The organism is Achromobacter sp. GQ309 (assembly GCF_059759315.1).
The window spans coordinates 804,048-824,120 of record NZ_JCAXDP010000003.1; the positions used below are offsets into that span (position 1 = coordinate 804,048).

18 protein-coding genes are annotated in these 20,073 nt (G+C 67.3%); 14 read left to right on the plus strand and 4 right to left on the minus strand.

Features of this window, described 5'->3' with window-relative positions; all coding sequences use genetic code 11:
- Positions 1-69: 69 nt before the first annotated feature.
- From AC6CIE_RS13130 to AC6CIE_RS13170, 9 genes are all read left to right on the plus strand, one after another.
- A complete protein-coding gene (locus AC6CIE_RS13130; protein ID WP_498092349.1) occupies positions 70-2,601 on the plus strand; it encodes an ABC transporter permease in 2,532 nt (843 codons plus the stop codon).
- Positions 2,601-3,023 (plus strand): group II truncated hemoglobin, encoded by a 423-nt coding sequence (locus AC6CIE_RS13135; protein WP_218345069.1) that lies wholly within the window; start codon positions 2,601-2,603, stop codon positions 3,021-3,023. Before AC6CIE_RS13130 ends, AC6CIE_RS13135 begins: the two co-directional genes overlap by 1 nt.
- Positions 3,013-3,744, plus strand: coding sequence for a 3-deoxy-D-manno-octulosonic acid kinase (locus AC6CIE_RS13140; protein ID WP_498092351.1), 732 nt, complete (start codon positions 3,013-3,015; stop codon positions 3,742-3,744). Before AC6CIE_RS13135 ends, AC6CIE_RS13140 begins: the two co-directional genes overlap by 11 nt.
- Before the next feature lie 145 nt (positions 3,745-3,889).
- Positions 3,890-4,993: a polyamine ABC transporter substrate-binding protein gene (locus tag AC6CIE_RS13145; RefSeq protein ID WP_498092353.1), complete on the plus strand. Its 1,104-nt coding sequence runs from the start codon at positions 3,890-3,892 to the stop codon at positions 4,991-4,993.
- A 5-nt stretch (positions 4,994-4,998) separates the two neighbouring features.
- Positions 4,999-6,123 carry an ABC transporter ATP-binding protein gene (locus AC6CIE_RS13150; protein ID WP_175125748.1) on the plus strand — a complete coding sequence of 375 codons (1,125 nt, stop codon included), beginning with the start codon at positions 4,999-5,001 and terminating at the stop codon, positions 6,121-6,123.
- Entirely contained in the window at positions 6,120-7,031 is a 912-nt protein-coding gene (locus tag AC6CIE_RS13155) for an ABC transporter permease subunit (protein WP_175125746.1), read from the plus strand. Before AC6CIE_RS13150 ends, AC6CIE_RS13155 begins: the two co-directional genes overlap by 4 nt.
- Complete coding sequence (locus AC6CIE_RS13160) at positions 7,028-7,837, plus strand: ABC transporter permease subunit (RefSeq protein WP_498092355.1); 810 nt, start codon at positions 7,028-7,030, stop codon at positions 7,835-7,837. Before AC6CIE_RS13155 ends, AC6CIE_RS13160 begins: the two co-directional genes overlap by 4 nt.
- Positions 7,834-8,190: an arsenate reductase gene (locus tag AC6CIE_RS13165; protein ID WP_175125744.1), complete on the plus strand. Its 357-nt coding sequence runs from the start codon at positions 7,834-7,836 to the stop codon at positions 8,188-8,190. Before AC6CIE_RS13160 ends, AC6CIE_RS13165 begins: the two co-directional genes overlap by 4 nt.
- 25 nt (positions 8,191-8,215) lie before the next feature.
- A complete protein-coding gene (locus AC6CIE_RS13170; protein ID WP_498092357.1) occupies positions 8,216-8,905 on the plus strand; it encodes a DNA-3-methyladenine glycosylase in 690 nt (229 codons plus the stop codon).
- Here the strand turns inward: AC6CIE_RS13170 and AC6CIE_RS13175 are convergent.
- On the minus strand, positions 8,902-9,618 hold the full coding sequence (locus AC6CIE_RS13175; protein ID WP_498092359.1) for a PhoP regulatory network YrbL family protein: 717 nt from the start codon (positions 9,616-9,618) through the stop codon (positions 8,902-8,904). The two genes, AC6CIE_RS13170 and AC6CIE_RS13175, sit on opposite strands and share 4 nt — an antisense overlap.
- Positions 9,619-9,731: 113 nt before the next feature.
- Here AC6CIE_RS13175 and AC6CIE_RS13180 point away from each other — a divergent pair, with 113 nt between their 5' ends.
- The 5 genes from AC6CIE_RS13180 (at position 9,732) to phoU (ending at position 16,083) form a co-directional block, all read left to right on the plus strand.
- A complete protein-coding gene (locus tag AC6CIE_RS13180; protein WP_498092361.1) occupies positions 9,732-11,117 on the plus strand; it encodes a DNA recombination protein RmuC in 1,386 nt (461 codons plus the stop codon).
- Positions 11,118-11,187: 70 nt separating this feature from the next.
- Positions 11,188-12,756 (plus strand): amidase, encoded by a 1,569-nt coding sequence (locus AC6CIE_RS13185; RefSeq protein WP_498092363.1) that lies wholly within the window; start codon positions 11,188-11,190, stop codon positions 12,754-12,756.
- Positions 12,757-12,806: 50 nt separating this feature from the next.
- Complete coding sequence (locus AC6CIE_RS13190; protein WP_498092365.1) at positions 12,807-14,471, plus strand: isovaleryl-CoA dehydrogenase; 1,665 nt, start codon at positions 12,807-12,809, stop codon at positions 14,469-14,471.
- Positions 14,472-14,510: 39 nt separating this feature from the next.
- Positions 14,511-15,191, plus strand: a complete 681-nt coding sequence (gene rpiA, locus AC6CIE_RS13195) for a ribose-5-phosphate isomerase RpiA (protein WP_175138742.1) — start codon at positions 14,511-14,513, stop codon at positions 15,189-15,191.
- Between the two features lie 163 nt (positions 15,192-15,354).
- Entirely contained in the window at positions 15,355-16,083 is a 729-nt protein-coding gene (phoU, locus tag AC6CIE_RS13200; RefSeq protein WP_175138741.1) for a phosphate signaling complex protein PhoU, read from the plus strand.
- 21 nt (positions 16,084-16,104) lie between these two features.
- Here phoU and AC6CIE_RS13205 read toward each other — a convergent pair whose 3' ends face one another.
- From AC6CIE_RS13205 to argA, 3 genes are all read right to left on the minus strand, one after another.
- A complete protein-coding gene (locus AC6CIE_RS13205; protein ID WP_498092367.1) occupies positions 16,105-18,057 on the minus strand; it encodes a phosphocholine-specific phospholipase C in 1,953 nt (650 codons plus the stop codon).
- Positions 18,058-18,202: 145 nt separating this feature from the next.
- Positions 18,203-18,475: an oxidative damage protection protein gene (locus AC6CIE_RS13210; protein WP_105238082.1), complete on the minus strand. Its 273-nt coding sequence runs from the start codon at positions 18,473-18,475 to the stop codon at positions 18,203-18,205.
- A gap of 104 nt (positions 18,476-18,579) precedes the next feature.
- Positions 18,580-19,938, minus strand: a complete 1,359-nt coding sequence (gene argA / locus AC6CIE_RS13215; protein ID WP_175125729.1) for an amino-acid N-acetyltransferase — start codon at positions 19,936-19,938, stop codon at positions 18,580-18,582.
- Positions 19,939-20,073 lie beyond the last annotated feature (135 nt).

Here is a 20,073-nt window from a genome sequence, read left to right on the forward strand (position 1 = left end):
GCTTTGCCTCCCGCCCCGGGATGATATCGGGATTCGGACGCCCTACAGGCGCTTAGTTAACATGGACGAATGATGGATTTCCCTGATATGTCACAGGCCAGGCGCCCTGGTTTCTGGTCAACCTTGCGCCTGGGCGCCCGGATGATGATGCGCGATGCGCGCGCCGGCGAGCTCCGTTTGCTGGTCCTGGCGCTGGTCGTGGCGGTGGCCGCCGTTACCAGCGTGGGCTTTCTGGCCGACCGCGTCGGCCGCGCGCTGGAACGCGACGCCGGCCAGATGCTGGGCGCCGATCTGGTGCTGGATGCCGACGAACCCGTACCCGCCGCCTTCAAGGATCAGGCGCGCGAGCGCGGTCTGACCGTTTCCGGCACGTGGCAGTTTCCCTCCATGGTGGGCGCCGGGGACGGCGCGCAGCTCGCGGCATTGAAAGCGGTGGAGCCCGGCTATCCGCTGCGCGGGGCCTTGCGGGTGGCGGAGGCGCCGTTCGCGCCCGATGCGCCCACGCGCGACATCCCGCCCGAAGGCGCGGTGTGGGTAGACGCGCAGTTGCTGGCGCTCTTGAACCTGAAGGTGGGCGATACGCTGAACGTGGGCGACGCCCACATGCGCATCGACCGCGTCATCACCTATGAGCCGGACAAGGGCATGCAGTTCGTCAACGTCGCCCCGCGCGTGCTGCTGCGCGCCAGCGACCTGCCAGCCACGGGCCTCATCGCGCCGGGCAGCCGCATCGGCTATGCCATGCTGGTCGCCGGCCAGCCCGACGCCGTGGCTGGATATTCCGCCTGGCTGAACCAGAATCTGAAGCGCGGCCAGAAGATCGCCACCCTGGAATCGGGCCGCCCGGAAGTGCGCCGCACGCTGGACCGCGCGCAGCGTTTTCTGTCGCTGGTCGCGCTGCTGGCCGTGCTGATCTCGGCCGTGGCCGTGGCGCTGGCGGCGGGACGTTACATGACGCGGCATCGTGATGGCATCGCGGTCATGCGCTGCCTGGGCGCCGTGCAATCGCAAGTCGCGCGCATGCTGACGCTGGAATTCACACTGGTTGGGCTGTTCTCGTCCGCCGCCGGCTGCCTGCTGGGGTTTGGTGTGCATCAGGTGCTCGTCATGCTACTGGACTCGCTGATCGACACGACCTTGCCGGCCCCGTCTGCCATTCCGGCGTTGCAGGGCGTCCTGACCGGATTGCTGCTGCTTCTGGGATTCGCGCTGCCCGCGCTGGCGCAATTGCGCCACGTGCCGCCCGCCCGCGTCCTGCGGCGTGATGCGGACACGATCAGCGCGCGTAGCGCGTTCGGCTACGTGCTGGGTGCGGCGGGTTTTGCGCTGCTGATCTGGTGGTTCGCGGGCGATGCCAAGCTGGGCGGCGTGGTGGCGGGCGGCTTTCTGGGCGCCTTTGGCGTGTTCGCGCTGGTCGCCTGGCTGTGCATCCTGGGCCTGGCGCGCGTGCGCCGGCTGGCTGCCGGCCTGCCCGCGCTGCGCTTTGCGCTGGCGGGCGTGGTGCGCCGCCGGGCCGCCACGATCACCCAGGTCTGCGCACTGGCGGTCGGCTTGATGGCGCTGCTGCTGTTGACGATGACGCGCACCGATCTTATCCAGGGCTGGCAACGCACCATGCCGCCGGACGCGCCCAACCGCTTCCTGATCAACGTGCAGCCGGACCAGCGCCAGGCCGTGACCGACGCGCTGACGCGCGAAGGCCTGGGCCGCATCACGCTGTCGCCGATGGTCCGCGGGCGGCTGATTGCCGTCAATGGCAAGCCGGTGGGACCGGACGATTATGAAGAGCCGCGCGCCAAGCGCCTGGTGGACCGCGAATTCAACCTGTCCTATGGCGACGAGATGCCGTCGTCCAATCGTATCGAGCAGGGCCGCTGGCTGACGCCGGGTTCCGCGGAGGTCTCGCTGGAGGCCGGGCTGGCGCAGTCGCTGCGCATCGGGCTGGGCGACAAGATGACGTTCGACGTGGCCGGCCAGCAGGTCGAGGTGGCGGTGTCGAGCATCCGCCGGGTGGATTGGGATACGATGCGCGTCAATTTTTTCGCCATCCTGACCCCCGCCGCACTGGCCGACATGCCCCAGAGCTGGATCACGTCCTTCTACCTGCCGCCCGAAAAGGCGGCGGTGTTGCCCGCCCTGGTGCGGGAGTTTCCGAACCTGACGGTGTTCGACGTGGGCGCCATCCTGCAGCAGTTGCAGTCCGTGCTGAATGAAGTGGGCCGCGCCGTGCAGCTGCTGTTCCTGTTTACGCTTGCCGCCGGCGTGCTGGTGCTGTCCGCGGCGCTGACCGCCACGCGCGACGAGCGCATGCGCGAGGCGGCGGTGCTGCGCGCGCTGGGCGCCACGCGCCGTCAGCTTGCCCGTTCGCAGCGCATCGAGCTGTGGGCCGTGGGCGGGTTGGCAGGCCTTCTTGCGGCGGCCGGCGCGACCGCGATCGCTTGGGCTTTATCAACCCAGGTGTTCGACTTCACCATTACCCTCAGCCTCTGGCCGTGGCTGGCCGGCATCGGCACCGGCATGCTGGGCGCCTGGGCGGGCGGCGCGCTTGCCCTGCGCGGCGTCCTGCGTACGCCGCCGCTCGTCACCCTCCGAGAAACCTGATGACGTCCCGCGTCCACACCATTACAGAACCCGTGGAAAACTCCCGCACCATGTTTGACCTTCTTGGCGGCGAAGCCGGCGTGCGCGCCCTCGTCGACCGCTTCTATGACCTGATGGACATGGAGCCCGACCTCAAGGAACTGCGCGCCGCCCACGGCCCCAGCCTGGACGAGGCGCGCGACAAGCTCTTCTGGTTCCTCTGCGGCTATTTCGGCGGTCCGGACCACTACATCGAACGCTTCGGCCATCCCCGCCTGCGGGCGCGTCATCTGCCGTTCTCCATCGGCGAGGTCGAGCGCGACCAATGGGTGACCTGTATCGGCCGCGCAATGGAAGACGAGGGCATCGATCCCGTCCTGGTCGAGCGTCTGCTCGAATCGTTCTACGGCGTGGCCGACTGGATGCGCAATCGTGAAGGCTGACGATCAATCCGGCGCGCGGCGCACCACCTGGGATGGCCCGCTGGCCGGCGCCATGCTCAGCGATGCCCGGCGCCTTGCCGACGCGGGCCCCGAAGTCTTCAACCCCGGTCACTATGGCGACCGGGCGCGGCCGGTGGACGCCGGCGGACGCCAGGCCGCGTGGTTCGTGGAGGGGCAGGGCTGGCAGGGTGTGCTGCGGCGCTACCGCCGCGGCGGCATGATCGCCCGCATCAGCCGCGACGCGTATCTGTGGAACGGCGAGTCGCGCACGCGCAGCTTTCGCGAATACCGGCTGCTGGCCGCCCTGCGCGCGCAAGGGCTGCCGGTGCCGGCGCCGCTGGCGGCCGCCTACTGGCGCCAGGGCCCAATCTACCGCGCCGCCATCGTGGTCGAGCGCATTCCCGGCGTGCGGCCCTTGGCGCAGGCGCTTTCCGAGCCCCTGTGGCAGCCGGTGGCCGATGCCATCGTGCGCATGCACCGGGCGGGCGTCTGGCATGCCGATCTGAACGTGTTCAACATCCTTATCGGCAACGATGGCCGGGTCTGGCTCATCGACTTTGACCGCGGCACGCAGGGCGGGCTGTCGGAGCGGCAGCGCCAGGCCAATCTCGACCGCCTGCGCCGGTCGCTGCGCAAGGTGGCCGGCGAGGCCGGCGACCGGTTCTGGATGCGCCTGCGCGACAGTTACTGGACGGCCTGGGGCATCGGAATCCAGCCCTGACCGCTGGCCCGCCCGCCGCGGCCCGCCAAGGCGGCAATTGCGCCAATTACCCCCCAAAGTTGGGCAGGTCATCGCAAAATGGCTTTATCATTTCGCCTTTTGGTACTCCTGTCATAAACGGCATAGAGCAAGGGGGCTGGACATAATGGAACTGAAGGCGGGAATGCGCTGGGCGCTCGGGGCGGTGCTGGTCGCGGTGGCCACGTCGGCTGCGATGGCGCAGAACAAGGTCGTCAACGTCTACAACTGGGCCGAATACACGGCCCCGGACACGATCCCGGGTTTTGAAAAGGAAACCGGCATCAAGGTCCGCTATGACGTCTACGACAGCAACGACGCATTGCAGGCCAAGCTGCTGGCCGGCAAGTCGGGTTACGACGTCGTTGTCCCGTCCACCCATTACGCCTCGCGCCAGATCGAAGCCGGCCTGTTCCAGAAGCTGGACAAATCCAAGATCCCCAACTGGAAGTACCTGGATCCCGAAGTCATGGCGCTGGTCGCCACGGTGGATCCCGGCAACGAACACGCCATTCCGTGGGGCTACGGCACCAATGGCCTGGGCTACAACGTCACCAAGGTCAAGCAGATCATGGGCGACGACGTGGACCTGGCCAGCTGGGACATGATCTTCAAGCCCGAGAACGCCGCCAAGCTGAAGGAATGCGGCATTTCCATGCTGGACGAAGCCGCGCAGGTGTTCCCGGCCGTGCTCAAGTACCTGGGCAAGGACCCCAACAGCACCAACAGCGCCGACTACCAGGCCGCGATGGAAGTGCTGAAGAAGATCCGTCCGTACATCCGCCAGTTCAGCTCGTCGGGCTACATCGACGAACTGGCCGTGGGCGACCTGTGCATGGTCTACGGTTTCTCCGGCGACGTCATGATTGCCCGCAAGCGCGCGCAGGACGCCAAGAAGCCTTATGAAGTGAACTACTTCATTCCGAAGGGCGGCGCGCCGGCGTGGTTCGACCTGATGGTCATCCCCAAGGATGCGCCGCATCCCGAAGAGGCCCACGCGTTCATCAACTACATCGAAACGCCGAAGGTCCACGCAGCCATCACCAACACCATGTTCTACCCGAACGCCAACAAGGAAGCGCGGCAGTTCGTGAACAAGGATGTGGCTGAAAATCCCATGATCTACCCGCCCGCCGAGGTCTCCAAGACCCTGTACGTGATCAAGGCGTTGCCCTTGAACATTTCACGGCTGCAGAACAAGTTGTGGTCCGAGCTGAAGTTGGGAAATTAGTCATCATGAACGATAGCCGTTACTCGGCGCAGCAGGCGGACCCGGACGAGTTCGTCCGGGTCTCCGATGTTGTAAAGATCTTTGGCGACGTGGTGGCCGTGCGTTCGGTCAACCTGTCCGTCAAGCGAAACGAAATCTTCGCGCTGCTGGGCAGCTCGGGCAGCGGCAAGTCCACCTTGCTGCGCATGCTGGCGGGCTTCGAGGAAGTGACTTCGGGCCAGATCCTGCTGGACGGCGAGGACATCACCAGCGTGCCGCCGTACCGCCGGCCCGTGAACATGATGTTCCAGTCGTACGCGCTGTTCCCGCACATGACGGTCGAGGCCAACGTGGCCTTCGGCCTGAAGCAGGAAGGCGTGGACCGCGCCGAAATCCATGACCGCGTGTTCGAGGCGCTGGACCTGGTGCAGATGGCGGGCTATTCGCGCCGCAAGCCCAACCAGCTTTCGGGCGGGCAGCAGCAGCGCGTGGCGCTGGCGCGCAGCCTGGTCAAGCGTCCCAAGCTGCTTTTGCTTGACGAACCCATGTCGGCGCTGGACAAGCAGATCCGCCAGAAGACGCAGATCGAACTCGTGAAGATCCTGGAACAGGTCGGCGTGACCTGCATCATGGTCACCCACGACCAGGAAGAAGCCATGACCATGGCGCACCGCCTGGCCGTCATGACCGAAGGCCAGATCGTCCAGTGCGGCACGCCGCAGGACGTGTATGCCTTCCCGAACTCGCGCTTTGTCGCCAGCTTCATCGGGTCGACCAACATGTTCACGGGCACCATCGTCGTCGACGAGCCCGATCATGTGGCCATTGAATGCGACGAACTGACCCGTCCGCTCTTCGTGAACCACGGGGTCAGCGAACCCCTGGGCATGGAAGTGCACGTCTCCATCCGGCCCGAGCGCCTGCTGGTCTCGCGTGAACAACCGGACGGCGAATACAACTGGGCCCACGGCATGGTCAGCCACATGGCCTGGATGGGCAGCTATGCCCTCTATCAGATCCGCCTGGACTCCGGCAAGACGGTCGAGGCCAGCGTGCCCAGCCGCCTGTTGGCCCAGATGGACGCGCCGGGCATCGACGAAGAAATCTTCGTGAGCTGGGACGCCGACAGCGCGACGGTGCTTGCGTCATGATCCGCTTTTCGCCCCGCGAGTGGCTCCCGTCGGGCAGGGCGCTGGCGGTGGTGCCGCCGTTCGCCTGGCTGGTGCTGTTTCTGCTGCTGCCGTTCCTCCTGGTGCTGAAGATCAGCTTTGCCGAAATGAAGTTCGGCATTCCGCCGTACACGTCGCTGGCGCAGTTTCAGGACGAGGCGATCCAGTTCAGCCTGCACCTGCGCGGCTACATCCTGCTGTTCACGGAAAACCAGTATTTCCGCACGTACCTCAGCTCGGTGAAGATCGCCGGCATCACCACGCTCGTCTGCGTGCTGATGGGTTACCCCATTGCGTACTACATCGCCCGGTCGTCGGCGCGCGTGCGCAACCTGCTGCTGCTGGCGGTGATCCTGCCGTTCTGGACGTCGCTGCTTTTGCGCGTGTATGCCTGGGTGGGCATCCTGCGCAACGACGGCCTGCTGAACAACCTGCTGCAGGGCCTGGGCCTGATCTCCAGTCCGCTCGAGATCTACCGCACCGACCTGGCCGTGTACATCGGCATGGTCTATGCCTACCTGCCGTTCTTCATCCTGCCGCTGTACGCGACGCTGGTGAAGATGGACCTGCGCCTGCTCGAAGCCGCCTATGACCTGGGCGCCCGGCCGTGGCAGGCGTTCTGGCAGATCACGGTGCCGATGTCGCGCCAGGGCGTGATCGCGGGCGCGATGCTCGTGTTCATTCCGGCCGTCGGTGAATACGTGATCCCCGAAATGCTGGGCGGCGCGAATACGCTGATGATAGGCCGCGTGATGTGGAATGAATTCTTCAACAACGCCGACTGGCCGATGGCGTCGGCCGTGACGTGCGTGATGGTGTTGCTGCTGCTCGTGCCCTTGGTGTACTTCCAGTACAGCCAGGTCAAGCAGCAGGGCGGAGACCGCAAATGAACGGTCCGAACAAGACGCTGCGCGCCGTGGTGCTGGGGCTGGGCTACTTCTTTCTGTACGTGCCCATCCTCAGCCTGATGGTGTTTTCGTTCAACGAGTCGCCCTCGGTCACGTCGTGGACCGGGTTTTCGTTCCGCTGGTATCACTCGCTGGTCAATGACGACGCGCTGTTGCGCGCCGCCTGGCTGTCGTTCCGCATTGCCGTGCTGACGGCCACCGCGGCCGTCGTCATCGGCACCTGGGCGGGCTATGTGCTGGGACGCATGGGCCGGTTCCGCGGCTTTGCGCTGTACGTCGGCATGCTGAGCGCGCCGCTGGTGATTCCCGAAGTTGTGCTGGGCATCTCGCTGCTGCTGATGTTCGTCGAGGTGCGCGGTGCGCTGGGCTGGCCCGAGCAGAACGGCATGTTCACGATCTGGGTGGGGCACGTGACGCTGTGCATGGCGTTCGTGGCCGTCGTCATCCAGACCCGCATCCGCGACCTGGACCGCTCGCTGGAAGAAGCCGCGCTGGACCTGGGCGCCACGCCGATCACCGTGTTCTTCAAGATCACGCTGCCGCTGATTGCGCCGGCGCTGGCGTCGGCCTGGCTGCTGTCCTTCACGTTGTCGCTGGACGACGTCGTCATCGCGTCGTTCCTGTCCGGCCCCGGCTCGAGCACGCTGCCCATGGAGGTCTTCTCCCGGGTGCGGCTGGGCCTCAAGCCCGAGATCAACGCGCTGGCCACCCTGTTCATCCTGGCGGTGGGCACGTGCGTGATCCTCGCCAACCGCATGCAATGGCGCAAGGAGTCCGAAGCCAAATGACGCAAACCACCCTGTATGGCCTGACCAAGTGCAGCACCTGCGTGAAGGCGCGCGACTGGCTGACCGAGCATGGCGTTGACCACGCCTTCGTCGATTACCGCGACGAGCCGGTGCCGGCCGCGACGCTCAAGTCCTGGTCCGAGCAGGTCGGCGGTTGGGAAAAGCTGGTCAACCGCGCCTCCATGACGTGGCGCAACCTGCCCGAGGACCGCAAGACCGCCCATACCGACGCCCAGTGGACCAAGCTGATCGCTGAGTACCCGGCCCTGGTGCGCCGTCCGGTCACCGTCACGCCGGATGGCGAGGTGAGTGTTGGTTTCAGTGAAAAGCGCTACGGCGAACGTTTCGCCTGAGGCCCGCGGCGGGGCCGGACAGGCCTTGCCGGACGCCTTCTTTGACCGCGACGCGGCTCAGCTGGCGCGCGAGTTGCCCGGCAAGGTGATCCGCCACCGGGTCGGCGGCCTGTGGCTGTCGGCGCGCATCATCGAAACCGAGGCCTACTACCTGGAAGAGCGGGGCAGCCATGCCTCGCTGGGGTACACCCACAAGCGCCGCGCCCTGTTCATGGACGGCGGCACCATCTACATGTACTACGCCCGCGGGGGCGATTCGCTGAACTTCAGTGCGGGCGGCCCCGGCAATGCGGTGCTGATCAAATCGGCTTATCCGTGGACCGACGCGCTGTCCGGCCCCGAGTCGCTTGAACGGATGCGCGAACTGAACCCCGATGCGCAAGGCCGGCCCCGGGCGCTGGGCGCGCTTTGCGCGGGCCAGACGCTGCTGTGCCGGTCGCTGGGCCTGAAAGTGCCTGAATGGGATGCCCGCCGTTTCGATCCCGGCGCCCTGTACGTGGAAGACGTGGGCGAGTCGCCGCCGTATCTCATCTGCACCACGCGGCTGGGCATTCCGGCGGGGCGCGACGAACACCTGAGCTACCGTTTCGTGGACCCGGCCTACGCCGCGTTCTGCACGCGTAACCCGCTGCGGCGCGGGCAGCGCGCGGGACAGGATTACGTGTGGGTGGACCGGCAGGGCAGCGTGCTGCCCGAGGCGCCGGCCGGCGGCTAGACGCCGGCTTCGCGCATGCGCCGGGCCAGCGATTCGCGCAGTTCGGCGTACTTGCGCTGCAGGCGGCGGCGGTTCAGGCGCTTGCTCCATGCATACAGCGGGATCAGCGGCAGCACGCCGAAGCCGTCGATCAGGTACAGGCCCTTCTTGCCGTCGGCGTTCAGGCCCACGGCGATATTGCTGGTCGACATGTCGTGCACCACGACGTGCGCATCGGCCAGATCATCGAAGAACGCATCGAGCTGCGCTTTCAGCGCATCGTCGAGCAGGCCATTCATGGCCAGATCGGTCACGGTCGGCGCCATGTTGCCGGCTTCGTCGGTGATCTTTTCGACCACCAGCCCCAGGCCCAGCGAGGTCTGCGCCACCCCGACGATGCGCGCCATGGGCACCTGCCACACGCCGGACGGGCGCGTCGTGGTGGTGACGTATTCCGATATCTCGTTCAGGTACACGCGGTAGGCGCTTTCGCGCTGATATTGCTTGTACCAGCGTTTGAACGGCCGCGCTTCCAGGTAGATCGCCCGCGCGCGCATGTCCATGACCTTGACGAGCAGGGCGGGCGAGTGCGGGTGCTGGAAAATGTGCCGGTCTCCGCCCGTGGCAAGCGGTGTTGCCGAATCCAGGTTCAGCGGTCCGAACACGGACTGGAATGAGACGGCAGGCGTGCAGGCGGAGCGGTCGGCGGAGTTCAAAGAAGCGAGGGTATCCATGCAGATGGCCGCCAGTTTAATCCTCTTGCTCCCGCCGCGCCTTCACGCTGGCGGAGCAGGCTGGAAAGGGGGGCGGAATGGGACCTACAATTCGCGCTTTGGAGACGCCTTTCTTGAACGATATTCTGCTTTGGGTCGTCGCCGGCGGCGCCGTGCTGGCCTTCGTGGCCGCCGTGCTGGCCTGGCTGCGCCCGTCCGCCACCGATCCCCGACTGGACGCCCTGCTGGAAGGACTGGAGCGCACCGAGCGCGCGCTGCGCGCCGACATCGCCGAAGGCCAGCGCGGCCTGCGCAGCGAGTTTTCCGAATCCACACGCGCGCTGCGGCAGGAACTGGCGCAGTCGCACGGCGATCTGCGTGCCGGCCTGTCGCGCGATGCGCAGGCCGCCCGGGCCGAATCCGCCGAATCGCTGTCGCGCTTTGCCGCCGGCTTCTCGGAACAATTGCAGGGCCTCATCCAGATCAACGAGCGGCGCCTGATGGAAGTGCGCGCCACGGTGGATCAGCGCCTGCAATCGCTGCAGTCGGACAACAGCGCCAAGCTCGACGAAATGCGCCGCACCGTGGACGAGAAGCTGCATGCCACGCTGGAGCAGCGGCTGGGCGAGTCCTTCAAGCTAGTGTCCGACCGCCTGGAAGCCGTGCACAAGGGGCTGGGTGAAATGCAGGCGCTGGCCGCCGGGGTGGGCGACCTGAAGCGCGTGCTGACCAACGTGAAGTCCCGCGGCACGTGGGGCGAAGTGCAACTGGCGCGCCTGATCGAAGACAACATGACGCCCGATCAGTACGCCAGCAACGTCAAGCCGGTGCCGGGCAGCGACGCGGCCGTGGAATTTGCCATCCGGCTGCCGGGGCGTGGCGACGGCGGCGATCCGGTCTGGCTGCCGATCGACGCCAAGTTCCCCAAGGAAGAATACGAGCGCCTGATGGACGCGCAGGAAGCGGCCGACGCCGAGGGCGTCAAGGTGGCCGGGGCCGCACTGGGCCGCGCGGTCGAGGTCCAGGCGCGGCTGATTGCCGGCAAGTACATCGCGCCGCCCCACACGACCGACTTCGCCATCATGTTCCTGCCCACGGAAAGCCTGTATGCCGAGGTGCTGCGCCGCCCCGGCCTGCTGGACAAGCTGCACGACCTGCGCGTCAACGTGGCGGGCCCGAGCAATCTGGCCGCGCTGCTGAACAGCCTGCAGATGGGATTCCGCACGCTGGCGATCGAACAGCGTTCCTCCGAGGTGTGGCAGGTGCTGCGGGCCGTCAAGACCGAGTTCGGCAAGTTCGGCGAATCGCTGGCCAGCGTCAAGAAGACGCTGGACACCGCCAGCAACAAGATCGGCCAGACCGAGGTGCGCACCCGCGCCATGCTGCGCAACCTGAAGGGCGTTGAAGCGCTGCCGGAAGCCGATGCGCTGCGCCTGCTGGGCGGGGCGTCGGCGGACGCTGCCGATCCCGAGGACGACGACGCCGAGGAACCCCGCGCGCCGTCGGCCAGCGCCGTCTGAACAGGCAAGCTGGGGCGCGCCCGTCGCCGGGCGCGCTTGTTGGCCGCCTTGACTGCCGATATCCTCATGCATGCGGCACTTCGCCGTCGATACCTGGAGCATCGTCAGCATGAGCATCGCCGAACGCCATGATTCCTCTTCTCTCGACGCGACGGCGCTGGGCGCCGACATCGCCCAAGGCGCCACCACCGCGCTGACTGCCATGCAGCAGGCGGTCGAGCGCGTCGCAGCGCGCAATCCGTCCATCAATGCCGCCTGCGGCGTGCAGGCCGAAGCCGGGCTGCGGCTGGCCGAGTCCCTGGACGAAGAACTGGCGTCGCTGACGTCCGAGCAGCGCCTCGCGCTGCTGCGCGATCGGCCGTTCCTCGGCGTGCCGACCCTGCTCAAGGACCTCGCCACGGCGGCCATCGGCCTGCCCAGCGCGATGGGGTCCGTGCTGTACGGCCAGGTCACGTGGAACCTCGATGCCGACATCGTCAAACGTTACCGGCGCGCCGGGTTGATTCCGTTCGGCCGCACCACCAGCGCCGAGCTGGGCCTGAGCCCCACGACGGAGTCGCCCGTCTATGGCCCCGCCACGCAGAATCCCTGGAAAAAGGGCCACAGCGCGGGCGGCTCCAGCGGCGGCGCCGGGGCGGCGCTGGCCAGCGGCATGGTGCGCATCGCGCATGGCAGCGATGGCGGCGGATCGATCCGCATCCCGGCGTCGTGCTGCGGCGTGCTGGGCCTGAAGCCTTCGCGCGGCCTCATGCCGCTCGGTCCGCTTAAAGGTGAAGGCTGGGGCGGCCTGGCCACCGAACACATGATGACCCTGTCCGTGCGCGACTGCGCGGCGGCGCTGGACATCAGCGCGGGCGCCGACGTGGGTGCGCCCTATGCCGCGCCCGTCCCGCCCGCGGCGTCCTATCGCGGGGTGGTGGCCCGGGTTGCCGCGGATCCGAGCGCGGCGCCGCGCCGGCGCATTGCCTTCATCAACACCACCTACGAAGGCGAGGCCATTCATCCGGATGTTGCCGCGACGCTGGACGAGGCGGCCCGGTTCTTTGCCTCGCTGGGGCATGAATTGGTGCAGGAGGCGCCGCCCGTCGGCTCCGAGGAAGTCCTGTCGCCGATGCTGCCGCTGATCGCCAGCGCGGCCGCCAACGCCATCGACAGCTTCGTGGCCGCGCGCGGCAGGCGCCTGGCCGCTGACGAACTGCAGCCCACCACGCTCGGCGCGCGTGAATATGCCCGCGCGATCTCCGGTGCGCAGTATGTGGCCTGCGTTGACACCTGCCACGAGATCACCCGCCGCATCGGGCGTTTCCTGCATCGGGATGGCGCCCAGGGTTATGACCTGTTCCTGAGTCCGGTGCTGGCGTTGCCGCCCGCGCCCATCGGCCGCTACGCCATGGACAACGCCGATTATCTGGCCTACCGTCTGGGCAAGAAGGGCGTCATCGGCTATTCGCCCTTCGCGCCGTTGGCGAACCTGACCGGCATGCCCGCTATCTCAATTCCGTTTGGCATGTCCGCGGACGGGCTGCCCATCGGCATCCAGGTGATGGGACCGCTGGGCGCCGAGGCGCAGCTGCTGGAACTGGCGGCGCAGGTCGAAGCGCTGCGGCCCTGGCCCTTGACCGCGCCCATGGCCGGGTAGCGGCTGCGGGCAACCCGCGCCGCCGCGGCAGTTCGAACCAGGGAGACTCCATGTCATCGTTCGCGACGCATACCGTGTTCAACCAGGTGCCGCCCCTGGAAGACTATTCCCTGTACGACACCGATCCGGCGCTGCGCGAGGCCGTGCGCCGCGAGGGCGCCGAAGCGTGGGCGGGCGACCTCGCCGCGCATGGCGCCTGGCTGGGCCGCGCGCAGACGCTGGCCGCGGGCGCCGAGGCCAACCGCTGTCCGCCACGCCTGGTCAGTTACGACCGCGCCGGCCATCGGGTGGACCGCATCGACTTTCACCCCGCCTGGAACGTGCTGATGAGCGGCATCATGGCGCGCGGCCTGCATAGCCGCGCGTGGATGCAGCCCGCGCCGGGCGCGCAGGTGGCGCGCGCCGCCGCCTACTTGATGCAAGGCCAGGTCGAGGCCGGCACGCTCTGTCCCACCACCATGACCTTTGCCGCCGTTCCGCTCTTGCAACGCGAGCCTGCCGGCGTCGTGGACTTTGCGGGCCAGTGGCTGCCTGCGCTCTACGCGCGAGATTTCGATGGCAGCGATGCGCCGCTCACCGCCAAGTGCAGCGCGCTGATCGGCATGGGCATGACCGAAAAGCAGGGCGGCTCCGACCTGCGCGCCGTTACCACCCGTGCCTCGCCGCTGGGCGCGCCAGGGCGCGGCAGCGCCTATCAGCTGATCGGACACAAATGGTTCTTTTCGGTGCCGCAGGCCGACGCCCATCTGGTGCTGGCGCAGACCGATGAGGGGCTGAGCTGCTTTTTCGTCCCCCGCTGGATACCGGATGGCCCGCGTAATGCCGTGCGCGTGCGGCGTTTGAAGGACAAACTGGGCAACTGGAGCAACGCCAGTTCGGAAGTCGAATTCGAAGACGCCTGGGGCGTGATGGTCGGCGAACCCGGCCGCGGCCTGACGGTGCTGCTGGAAATGGCGGGCACCACGCGGCTCGATTGCGTGCTGGGCAGCGCGGCGCTGCTGCGCCAGGCGCTGGCGCAATCGGCGCATCATGCGCGGCATCGTCAGGCCTTTGGCAAACCGCTGATCGAACAGCCGCTGATGCGCATCGTGCTGGCCGACCTGGCGCTCGAAAGCGAAGCGGCCATGGTGCTGGCGCTACGTCTGGCGCGGGCTGTTGACGAACGCAGCGACGCGGCCGCGCGCGCGCTGGTGCGTGTCGGCACGCCGGCCGCCAAGCTGTGGGTCTGCAAGCGCGCGGTCGCCGCCGTGGCCGAGTGCATGGAGGTCTGGGGCGGCAACGGCTACGTCGAAGAAGGGCCGATGCCGCGCCTGTACCGGGAAACGCCCGTCAATTCCATCTGGGAAGGCTCGGGCAACGTCATGGCGCTGGACGTGCTGCGGGCGCTGCAGCGCGAGCCCGACGCGCTGCCGGCGCTGGACGCGGAATTCGCCCGCGCCGCCGGCCGGCACCGGGAGTTCGACGCGGCGCTGGCGCGTTGGCGCGCGCTGCTGGCCGATGGCGAGCAGGCGCCATTCCAGGCGCGTCGCATCGCCGCCGGTCTGGCGCGCCTGTGGCAGGCCGCCTTGCTCATCGAGCACGCGCCCGGCGCGGTGGCGCAGGCCTTCGTCGGCAGCCGCCTGCAGGAAGCGTCGGGCATCTTTGGCGAATTGGCCCCCGGCGTCGACACGCAGGCCATCCTGTCGCGCGCCTGGCCCGCCATCGCCGCGTGCTAAATTTCCCGGCTCAAGCAACTTTTCCGCACTTCTACCGCCATGCTCTCCCAGCAAGAACTCAAGCAGCAAGCCGCCGACGCGGCCCTGGAATTCGTCGAACAGGTCGCCGGCCCTGACGTCATCATCGGCGTGGGCACCGGTTCCACCGCCGACCTGTTCATCGATGGCCTGGCGCGATTCAAGGGCCGCATCGGCGGAACGGTCGCCAGCTCCGAGCGCAGCGCGGCGCGCCTGGCCGGCCACGGCCTGAAGGTGCTGGATCTGAACGACGTGTCCACGATGCCCATCTACGTGGACGGCGCCGACGAGATCAACGCCGATCTGCACATGATCAAGGGCGGCGGCGGCGCGCTCACGCGCGAGAAGATCGTGGCCTCGGTGGCCGAGCGCTTCATCTGCATCGCCGACGAATCCAAGCTGGTCCAGACGATGGGCAAGTTCCCGCTGCCGCTAGAAGTCATCCCGATGGCGCGTGAATCCGTGGCCCGCGCACTGACCGCGCTGGGCGGCCAGCCCCGCCTGCGCGAGGGCTTCGTCACCGACAACGGCAACATCATCCTGGACGTGTCGGGTCTTTCCATCACTGACGCGCCCGCGTTCGAGGCCATCGTCAACAACCTGCCGGGCGTCGTGACCTGCGGCCTGTTCGCGCTGTCCGGCGCCGACGTGGCGCTGCTGGCCACCCAGAACGGCATCCGCCGCCTGGACCGCCGCGCCTGAGTCCGGTTGTGATGCGGGTCCGCCGCTCCGTCTTGCGGGGCGCGAGGCCCGCATTCATAATCCTGTCACACTTGGGTCATAACCTTGCGGGTTGTGCAGGCCCATCTCGTAACCTCTCTACTTTCGGGGCAATGCAATGAGATCAACCACGCAGGGAGCCCGGATGACGGAGCATACAAACAAGCAGTTCGACGCCGATCTGGAAAGCGTCCGTTCGCAGTTCTTGCAAATGGGCGGCGTGGTGGAAGCCATGATCCAGGAAGCGATCGACGCGCTGGCCAGCGGCGACATGTCGCTGGTTGAAAAGGTTCGCGAGCGGGAAAAGGAAGTCAACCGCCACGAAGTCGAGATCGACGAAAGCATCAGCCGCATCCTGGCCCGGCACCAGCCCACCGCCATCGACCTGCGCATGCTGATGGCCGTGTCCAAGATGCTGACCGACATGGAACGTTCCGGCGACGAAGCCGAAAAGGTCGCTACCGTCGCCCGTCGCGTCCACGAAGGCGAACTGCGCCACATTCCGGTGATCGAACTGCGCCACATGGCCGCCAACGTGCGCAACATGCTGCACCAGGCGCTGGACGCGTTTGCCCGCCTCGACCCCATCCAGGCCGCCGCCGTCGTGCGCAGCGACAAGGAAGTCGACAAGGAATGGAAGGGCGCGCTGCGTCACCTGATCACGTACATGATCGAAGATCCGCGCACGATCTCACGCGCCATCGACATGATCTTCATCGCCCGCGCGCTTGAGCGCATCGGCGATCATGCCAAGAACATGTCCGAACGCGTGATCTACATGGTCAAGGGCGCCGACGTGCGTCACACCGGCGTGAAGAACACCGAGCGCCTGGCGCGCGGCGAAGAAGAAACCGAGGACACCTCGGAGCAGTAAACAGAAAGACCGGCTGCCGCTTCACAGCGGCAGCGCCGCTCCCTGGCACAGCCGGGGATCCGGCACCCCCGGCTTGCCCGCGTCGATGCGGCCCGCCAGCCGGCGTCCAAAGGCCGGCATCGCCGGCGCACCCACTTCCAGGTCGTACCAGCCCTCGCAGCCGGCGTATTTAAGCTCGACCGCGCCGCCCGCGGGCACGTGGGCCATCGCGCGCCAGCCATCGTTCATGCGCGACTCCACCCTGACCAGCTGCGGCATGTCGCCGCGGTTCACGAGCCGCAGGCGCAGGCCCGAGGTCACGGGCACCAACTGCGCTTCAAGCGTGCCCGCATCCTGCGCATCGCCGCGGAACGCCCGGTGAAAGCCATCCGGTCCCAACAGCCAGAGATCGTACGCGCCACCCGCGGCCAGCCTCCATCCGTCATCCAGACGCGCGCCCGCGCCCACCGTGTAGCGCCGGGGCGGATGCGCCAGCGCAAGGCGGTCGTAGACATGCAGCACGGCGCCCGCGCCGCCCGGGTTGCGCAGCGTCAGGCGGTAATGCTGGCCGTCGGCCGTGATCTTGCCTACGGCTTCCAGCACGTAGGGCAGAGGACACGCGTGGCGGTGGCTGTCGGGGTGATGCGAACATCTGTCGCCGGCAAAATCGAAGGCTGTCGTCAGGTCGCCCGCCACTGCGCGGCGCCAGGGGCTGATGTTGGGTTCGGCCACGCCAAAGCGCGCTTCCAGGAATCGGATGACCGACGTGTGGTCGAACACCTGCGAATTGACCCAGCCGCCGCGGCTCCAGGGCGAGACCACCAGCATCGGCACGCGCGGGCCCAGGCCGAAGGCGCGTCCGTACAACCCGGCCGGATCGTCGGCCGTGGACGCGCTGGGACCACGGCGCGCGTCGTGGTATTCGCCGTCCAGTTCCACGGTGGACAGGCCGCCCGACTCGCCGTCCGGGTGGCGCGCCGGCGGGGCGGGCGGGGGCACGTGGTCGAAGAAGCAATCGTTTTCGTCGTAGGTGACGAACAGGACGCAACGGCTCCACGTGTCGGGATGCGCCGTCAGAATGTCCAGCACGCGCTCGGTGTAGGCGCCGCCCTGGCGAGGGGACGAGACCTCGGGATGTTCCGAATCCGCCGTGGGCGCGATGATCCACGACACGGCCGGCAGCGTGCCGTCCGCGACGTCGCGCGCCAGATCGTCCAGTGTGCGCGTGGCCAGCGCGCGGTCGCGCAGCGGGGCGTTGCCCATGTTGCCCGCATGCTGCCGTCGGTACTGCTGAAAGCCCGCGAGCGGATTGTCGTTGTAGTTGTCCGCCATGTCCTGGTAGATGCACCAGGTCACGTCGGCGTCCTGCAGACGCTCGGGGTATGTAGTCCAGGAATAGCCTTCACCCGCCGGACCCAGCCGGTCGTAGGTGTTGACCAGCGCGGGGCCGCCGGCCGCGCCCTGCGGGTCGTTGGTGCCGGTCCACAGGAACAGCCGGTTGGGGTTGGTGCCGGCCTGGACCGAGCAGTGATAGGCATCGCACAACGTGAAGGCATTGGCCAGCGCGGTCTGAAACGGCACGTCGGCGCTGCGGTAGGCGCCCATGCCCAGCCGGCTCTTGGCGGACAGCCACTGATCCATGCGGCCGTCGTTCCAGGCGCGCTGCGAATCGTCCCAGGTGTGCGGCGTGATGTAGCCGACCGGCTTGTCGCTGGCGACCTCTGTCTGCAAGTCGTAGGGGCGGCAATGCGTGCTGCCATCGGTCTGCGTCAGCACCGTGCCCGCGCGCGTGGGCACGGCATGCGGATCGGCGAATCCGCGCACGCCGGGCAGCGTGCCGAAGTAATGGTCGAAGGACCGGTTCTCCTGCATCAGGATCACGACATGCCGCACATCCTGCAGCGTGCCGGTCTTGCGGTCGGGTTCGATCGCCAACGCGCGCGCAATGACAGGGGACGGGTCCGGGTGGAGGGGCGGGCGCGATTCTTCTTTCATGACAGCTTTAATACGGTCTGCAACCTTGAATCTTAAGGCCTTCGCCTGCACGCTGGCGGTGCGTATCGGCGCGCCGCAAAAACAAAGCCCCTCGCGTGCGAGGGGCTTTGCCGTGCCGCATGCCCGAAGGCGCGGCGGGGGCGGATCAGGCCGAGGGAGGAACGTAGCCGTCGGCTTCGACGCTGCCGTCTTCGAACAGGAAACGCTCCATCTGCTGCTGCAGGTATTTGCGTGCGCGGGCGTCGGCCAGGTTCAGGCGGTTTTCGTTCACCAGGCGGGTCTGCACGCCTTTCCAGTCTTCCCACGCTTCCTTGGAAATGCTCTGCCAGATGCGGGTGCCGACTTCGCCGGGGTAGGGCGGGTAGTCCAGCCCTTCGGCTTCACGTTTCAGTTTCACACAGTTGACGATACGGGCCATGGTTCGCTGCCGGAAAAATGAATAACGCCACATTTTAGCGGGCTTGGCGTGCGTCGGGCGCCAAGCCCCTCTTGCTTACCGCGGAATCGCGCCGCGGGCCGGTGTCAGAGCTTCTTGATGAACACCAGGCTGTTGCGGGAGCGGTTGTAGTTGTTCTGCTTTTCGCGGGGCAGGTCGGTGATGCCGCCCTGCACGAAACCGCGCTTCATGAACCAGTGCGAGGTACGCGTGGTCAGCACGAACAGCCGTTTGGCGCCCAGCGCGCGGGCGCGCGATTCCATGTGGCGCAGCAGAATCTCGCCTTCGCCGGAGCCTTGCCACTCGGGATGCACGATCAGGCAGGCCATTTCGGCCATCTGCTCGTCGTGGAAGTCATGCAGCGCCGCGCAGCCGTAGATGACGCCGTCGTGCTCCAGCACAGTGAAGTTTTCGACGTCGCGCTCGACCACGCTGCGCGGACGCGGCACCAGCGTGCCGTCGGCTTCCAGCGGCTCGATGAGGCTGAGAATGGCGCCCACGTCGTCGATGGTGGCGGGGCGCAGGTCATCCAGCGTGTCCTCGACCACCATGGTGCCCACGCCGTCGTGGGTGAAGATCTCGAGCAGCACGCTGCCGTCCAGCTCGAACGGCAGCAGGTGGGCGCGGGCCACGCCGCGCTTGACCGCGAGCGAGGCGTACTGCAGGAAGGAATGGGTCTCTTCGTCCAGCTCGCCGCCCGCCAGCAGCGCGTCAGCATCCACGCGCGCCAGTTCGGTGTCCAGCGTGCCATCGTCGTTCAGCACGCCCTGCGAGCTGGACAGGAAAATCAGCTTTTCGGCGCGCAGGCCCACGGCCACGCTGGTGGCCAGGTCTTCCATCGCCAGATTGAAGGCGTCGCCGGTGGGCGAGAACCCCAGCGGCGACAGCAGCACGACCGACGAGCCTTTCTCGATGGCGAACTTCAGCGCCTCGATGTCGATCTTGCGCACCTGGCCGGTGTGCTTGTAATCCACACCATCCAGCACGCCCGTGGGACGCGCGGTGACGAAATTGCCGGAGATCACGCGGATGTGCGCGTGCGACATGGGCGTGTTGGGCAGCCCCTGGCTGAAAGCGGCTTCGATGTCCAGACGGATCTCGCCGGCGGCTTCCTTGGCGCATTCCAGCGCGGCGGCGTCGGTAGGGGACAGGCCCCGGTCGAACTGCTGCGTGTAGCCCTTCAGGCGAAGTTGCTCGTTGACCTGGGGCCGCGAGCCGTGCACCAGCACCAGCCGGATGCCCAGCGACGACAGCAGGGACAGATCCTGGACCAGGGCGTTCAACGCGCCCGCCTGCACGAGTTCCCCGCCAAACGCCACCACGAAGGTCTTGCCTCGGAACGCGTGCACGTAGGGGGCCACGTCTCGGAACCATCGCACAAACTGCGCGGCGGCGAATTCAGGGGCTTCAAGGGCGGAGACGGTGTCTGGTTCCAGGTCGGGCATGGTGTGAGTTGCTTAACAATCCTATGGGTCGCGGGACGGCGCAGGCCGGCAGGCCGTGCGGAGAGCGCCGCCCTCAGGGGGCGGCGCTACGCGGAATTATAGGGCGCGCGCTGGCCCGGTCCGCGCGGTGCGCAG

What these genes read in the sequence shown, in the direction of transcription:
- AC6CIE_RS13130 (WP_498092349.1), top strand. Translation starts at nt 70, where the DNA reads ATGATGGATTTCCCTGATATGTCACAGGCCAGGCGCCCTGGTTTCTGG.
- AC6CIE_RS13135 (WP_218345069.1), top strand. Translation starts at nt 2,601, where the DNA reads ATGACGTCCCGCGTCCACACCATTACAGAACCCGTGGAAAACTCCCGC.
- AC6CIE_RS13145 (WP_498092353.1), top strand. Translation starts at nt 3,890, where the DNA reads ATGGAACTGAAGGCGGGAATGCGCTGGGCGCTCGGGGCGGTGCTGGTC.
- AC6CIE_RS13150 (WP_175125748.1), top strand. Translation starts at nt 4,999, where the DNA reads ATGAACGATAGCCGTTACTCGGCGCAGCAGGCGGACCCGGACGAGTTC.
- AC6CIE_RS13155 (WP_175125746.1), top strand. Translation starts at nt 6,120, where the DNA reads ATGATCCGCTTTTCGCCCCGCGAGTGGCTCCCGTCGGGCAGGGCGCTG.
- AC6CIE_RS13160 (WP_498092355.1), top strand. Translation starts at nt 7,028, where the DNA reads ATGAACGGTCCGAACAAGACGCTGCGCGCCGTGGTGCTGGGGCTGGGC.
- AC6CIE_RS13165 (WP_175125744.1), top strand. Translation starts at nt 7,834, where the DNA reads ATGACGCAAACCACCCTGTATGGCCTGACCAAGTGCAGCACCTGCGTG.
- AC6CIE_RS13175 (WP_498092359.1), bottom strand. Translation starts at nt 9,618, where the DNA reads ATGGATACCCTCGCTTCTTTGAACTCCGCCGACCGCTCCGCCTGCACG.
- AC6CIE_RS13185 (WP_498092363.1), top strand. Translation starts at nt 11,188, where the DNA reads ATGCGGCACTTCGCCGTCGATACCTGGAGCATCGTCAGCATGAGCATC.
- AC6CIE_RS13190 (WP_498092365.1), top strand. Translation starts at nt 12,807, where the DNA reads ATGTCATCGTTCGCGACGCATACCGTGTTCAACCAGGTGCCGCCCCTG.
- rpiA (WP_175138742.1), top strand. Translation starts at nt 14,511, where the DNA reads ATGCTCTCCCAGCAAGAACTCAAGCAGCAAGCCGCCGACGCGGCCCTG.
- phoU (WP_175138741.1), top strand. Translation starts at nt 15,355, where the DNA reads ATGACGGAGCATACAAACAAGCAGTTCGACGCCGATCTGGAAAGCGTC.
- AC6CIE_RS13205 (WP_498092367.1), bottom strand. Translation starts at nt 18,057, where the DNA reads ATGAAAGAAGAATCGCGCCCGCCCCTCCACCCGGACCCGTCCCCTGTC.
- AC6CIE_RS13210 (WP_105238082.1), bottom strand. Translation starts at nt 18,475, where the DNA reads ATGGCCCGTATCGTCAACTGTGTGAAACTGAAACGTGAAGCCGAAGGG.
- argA (WP_175125729.1), bottom strand. Translation starts at nt 19,938, where the DNA reads ATGCCCGACCTGGAACCAGACACCGTCTCCGCCCTTGAAGCCCCTGAA.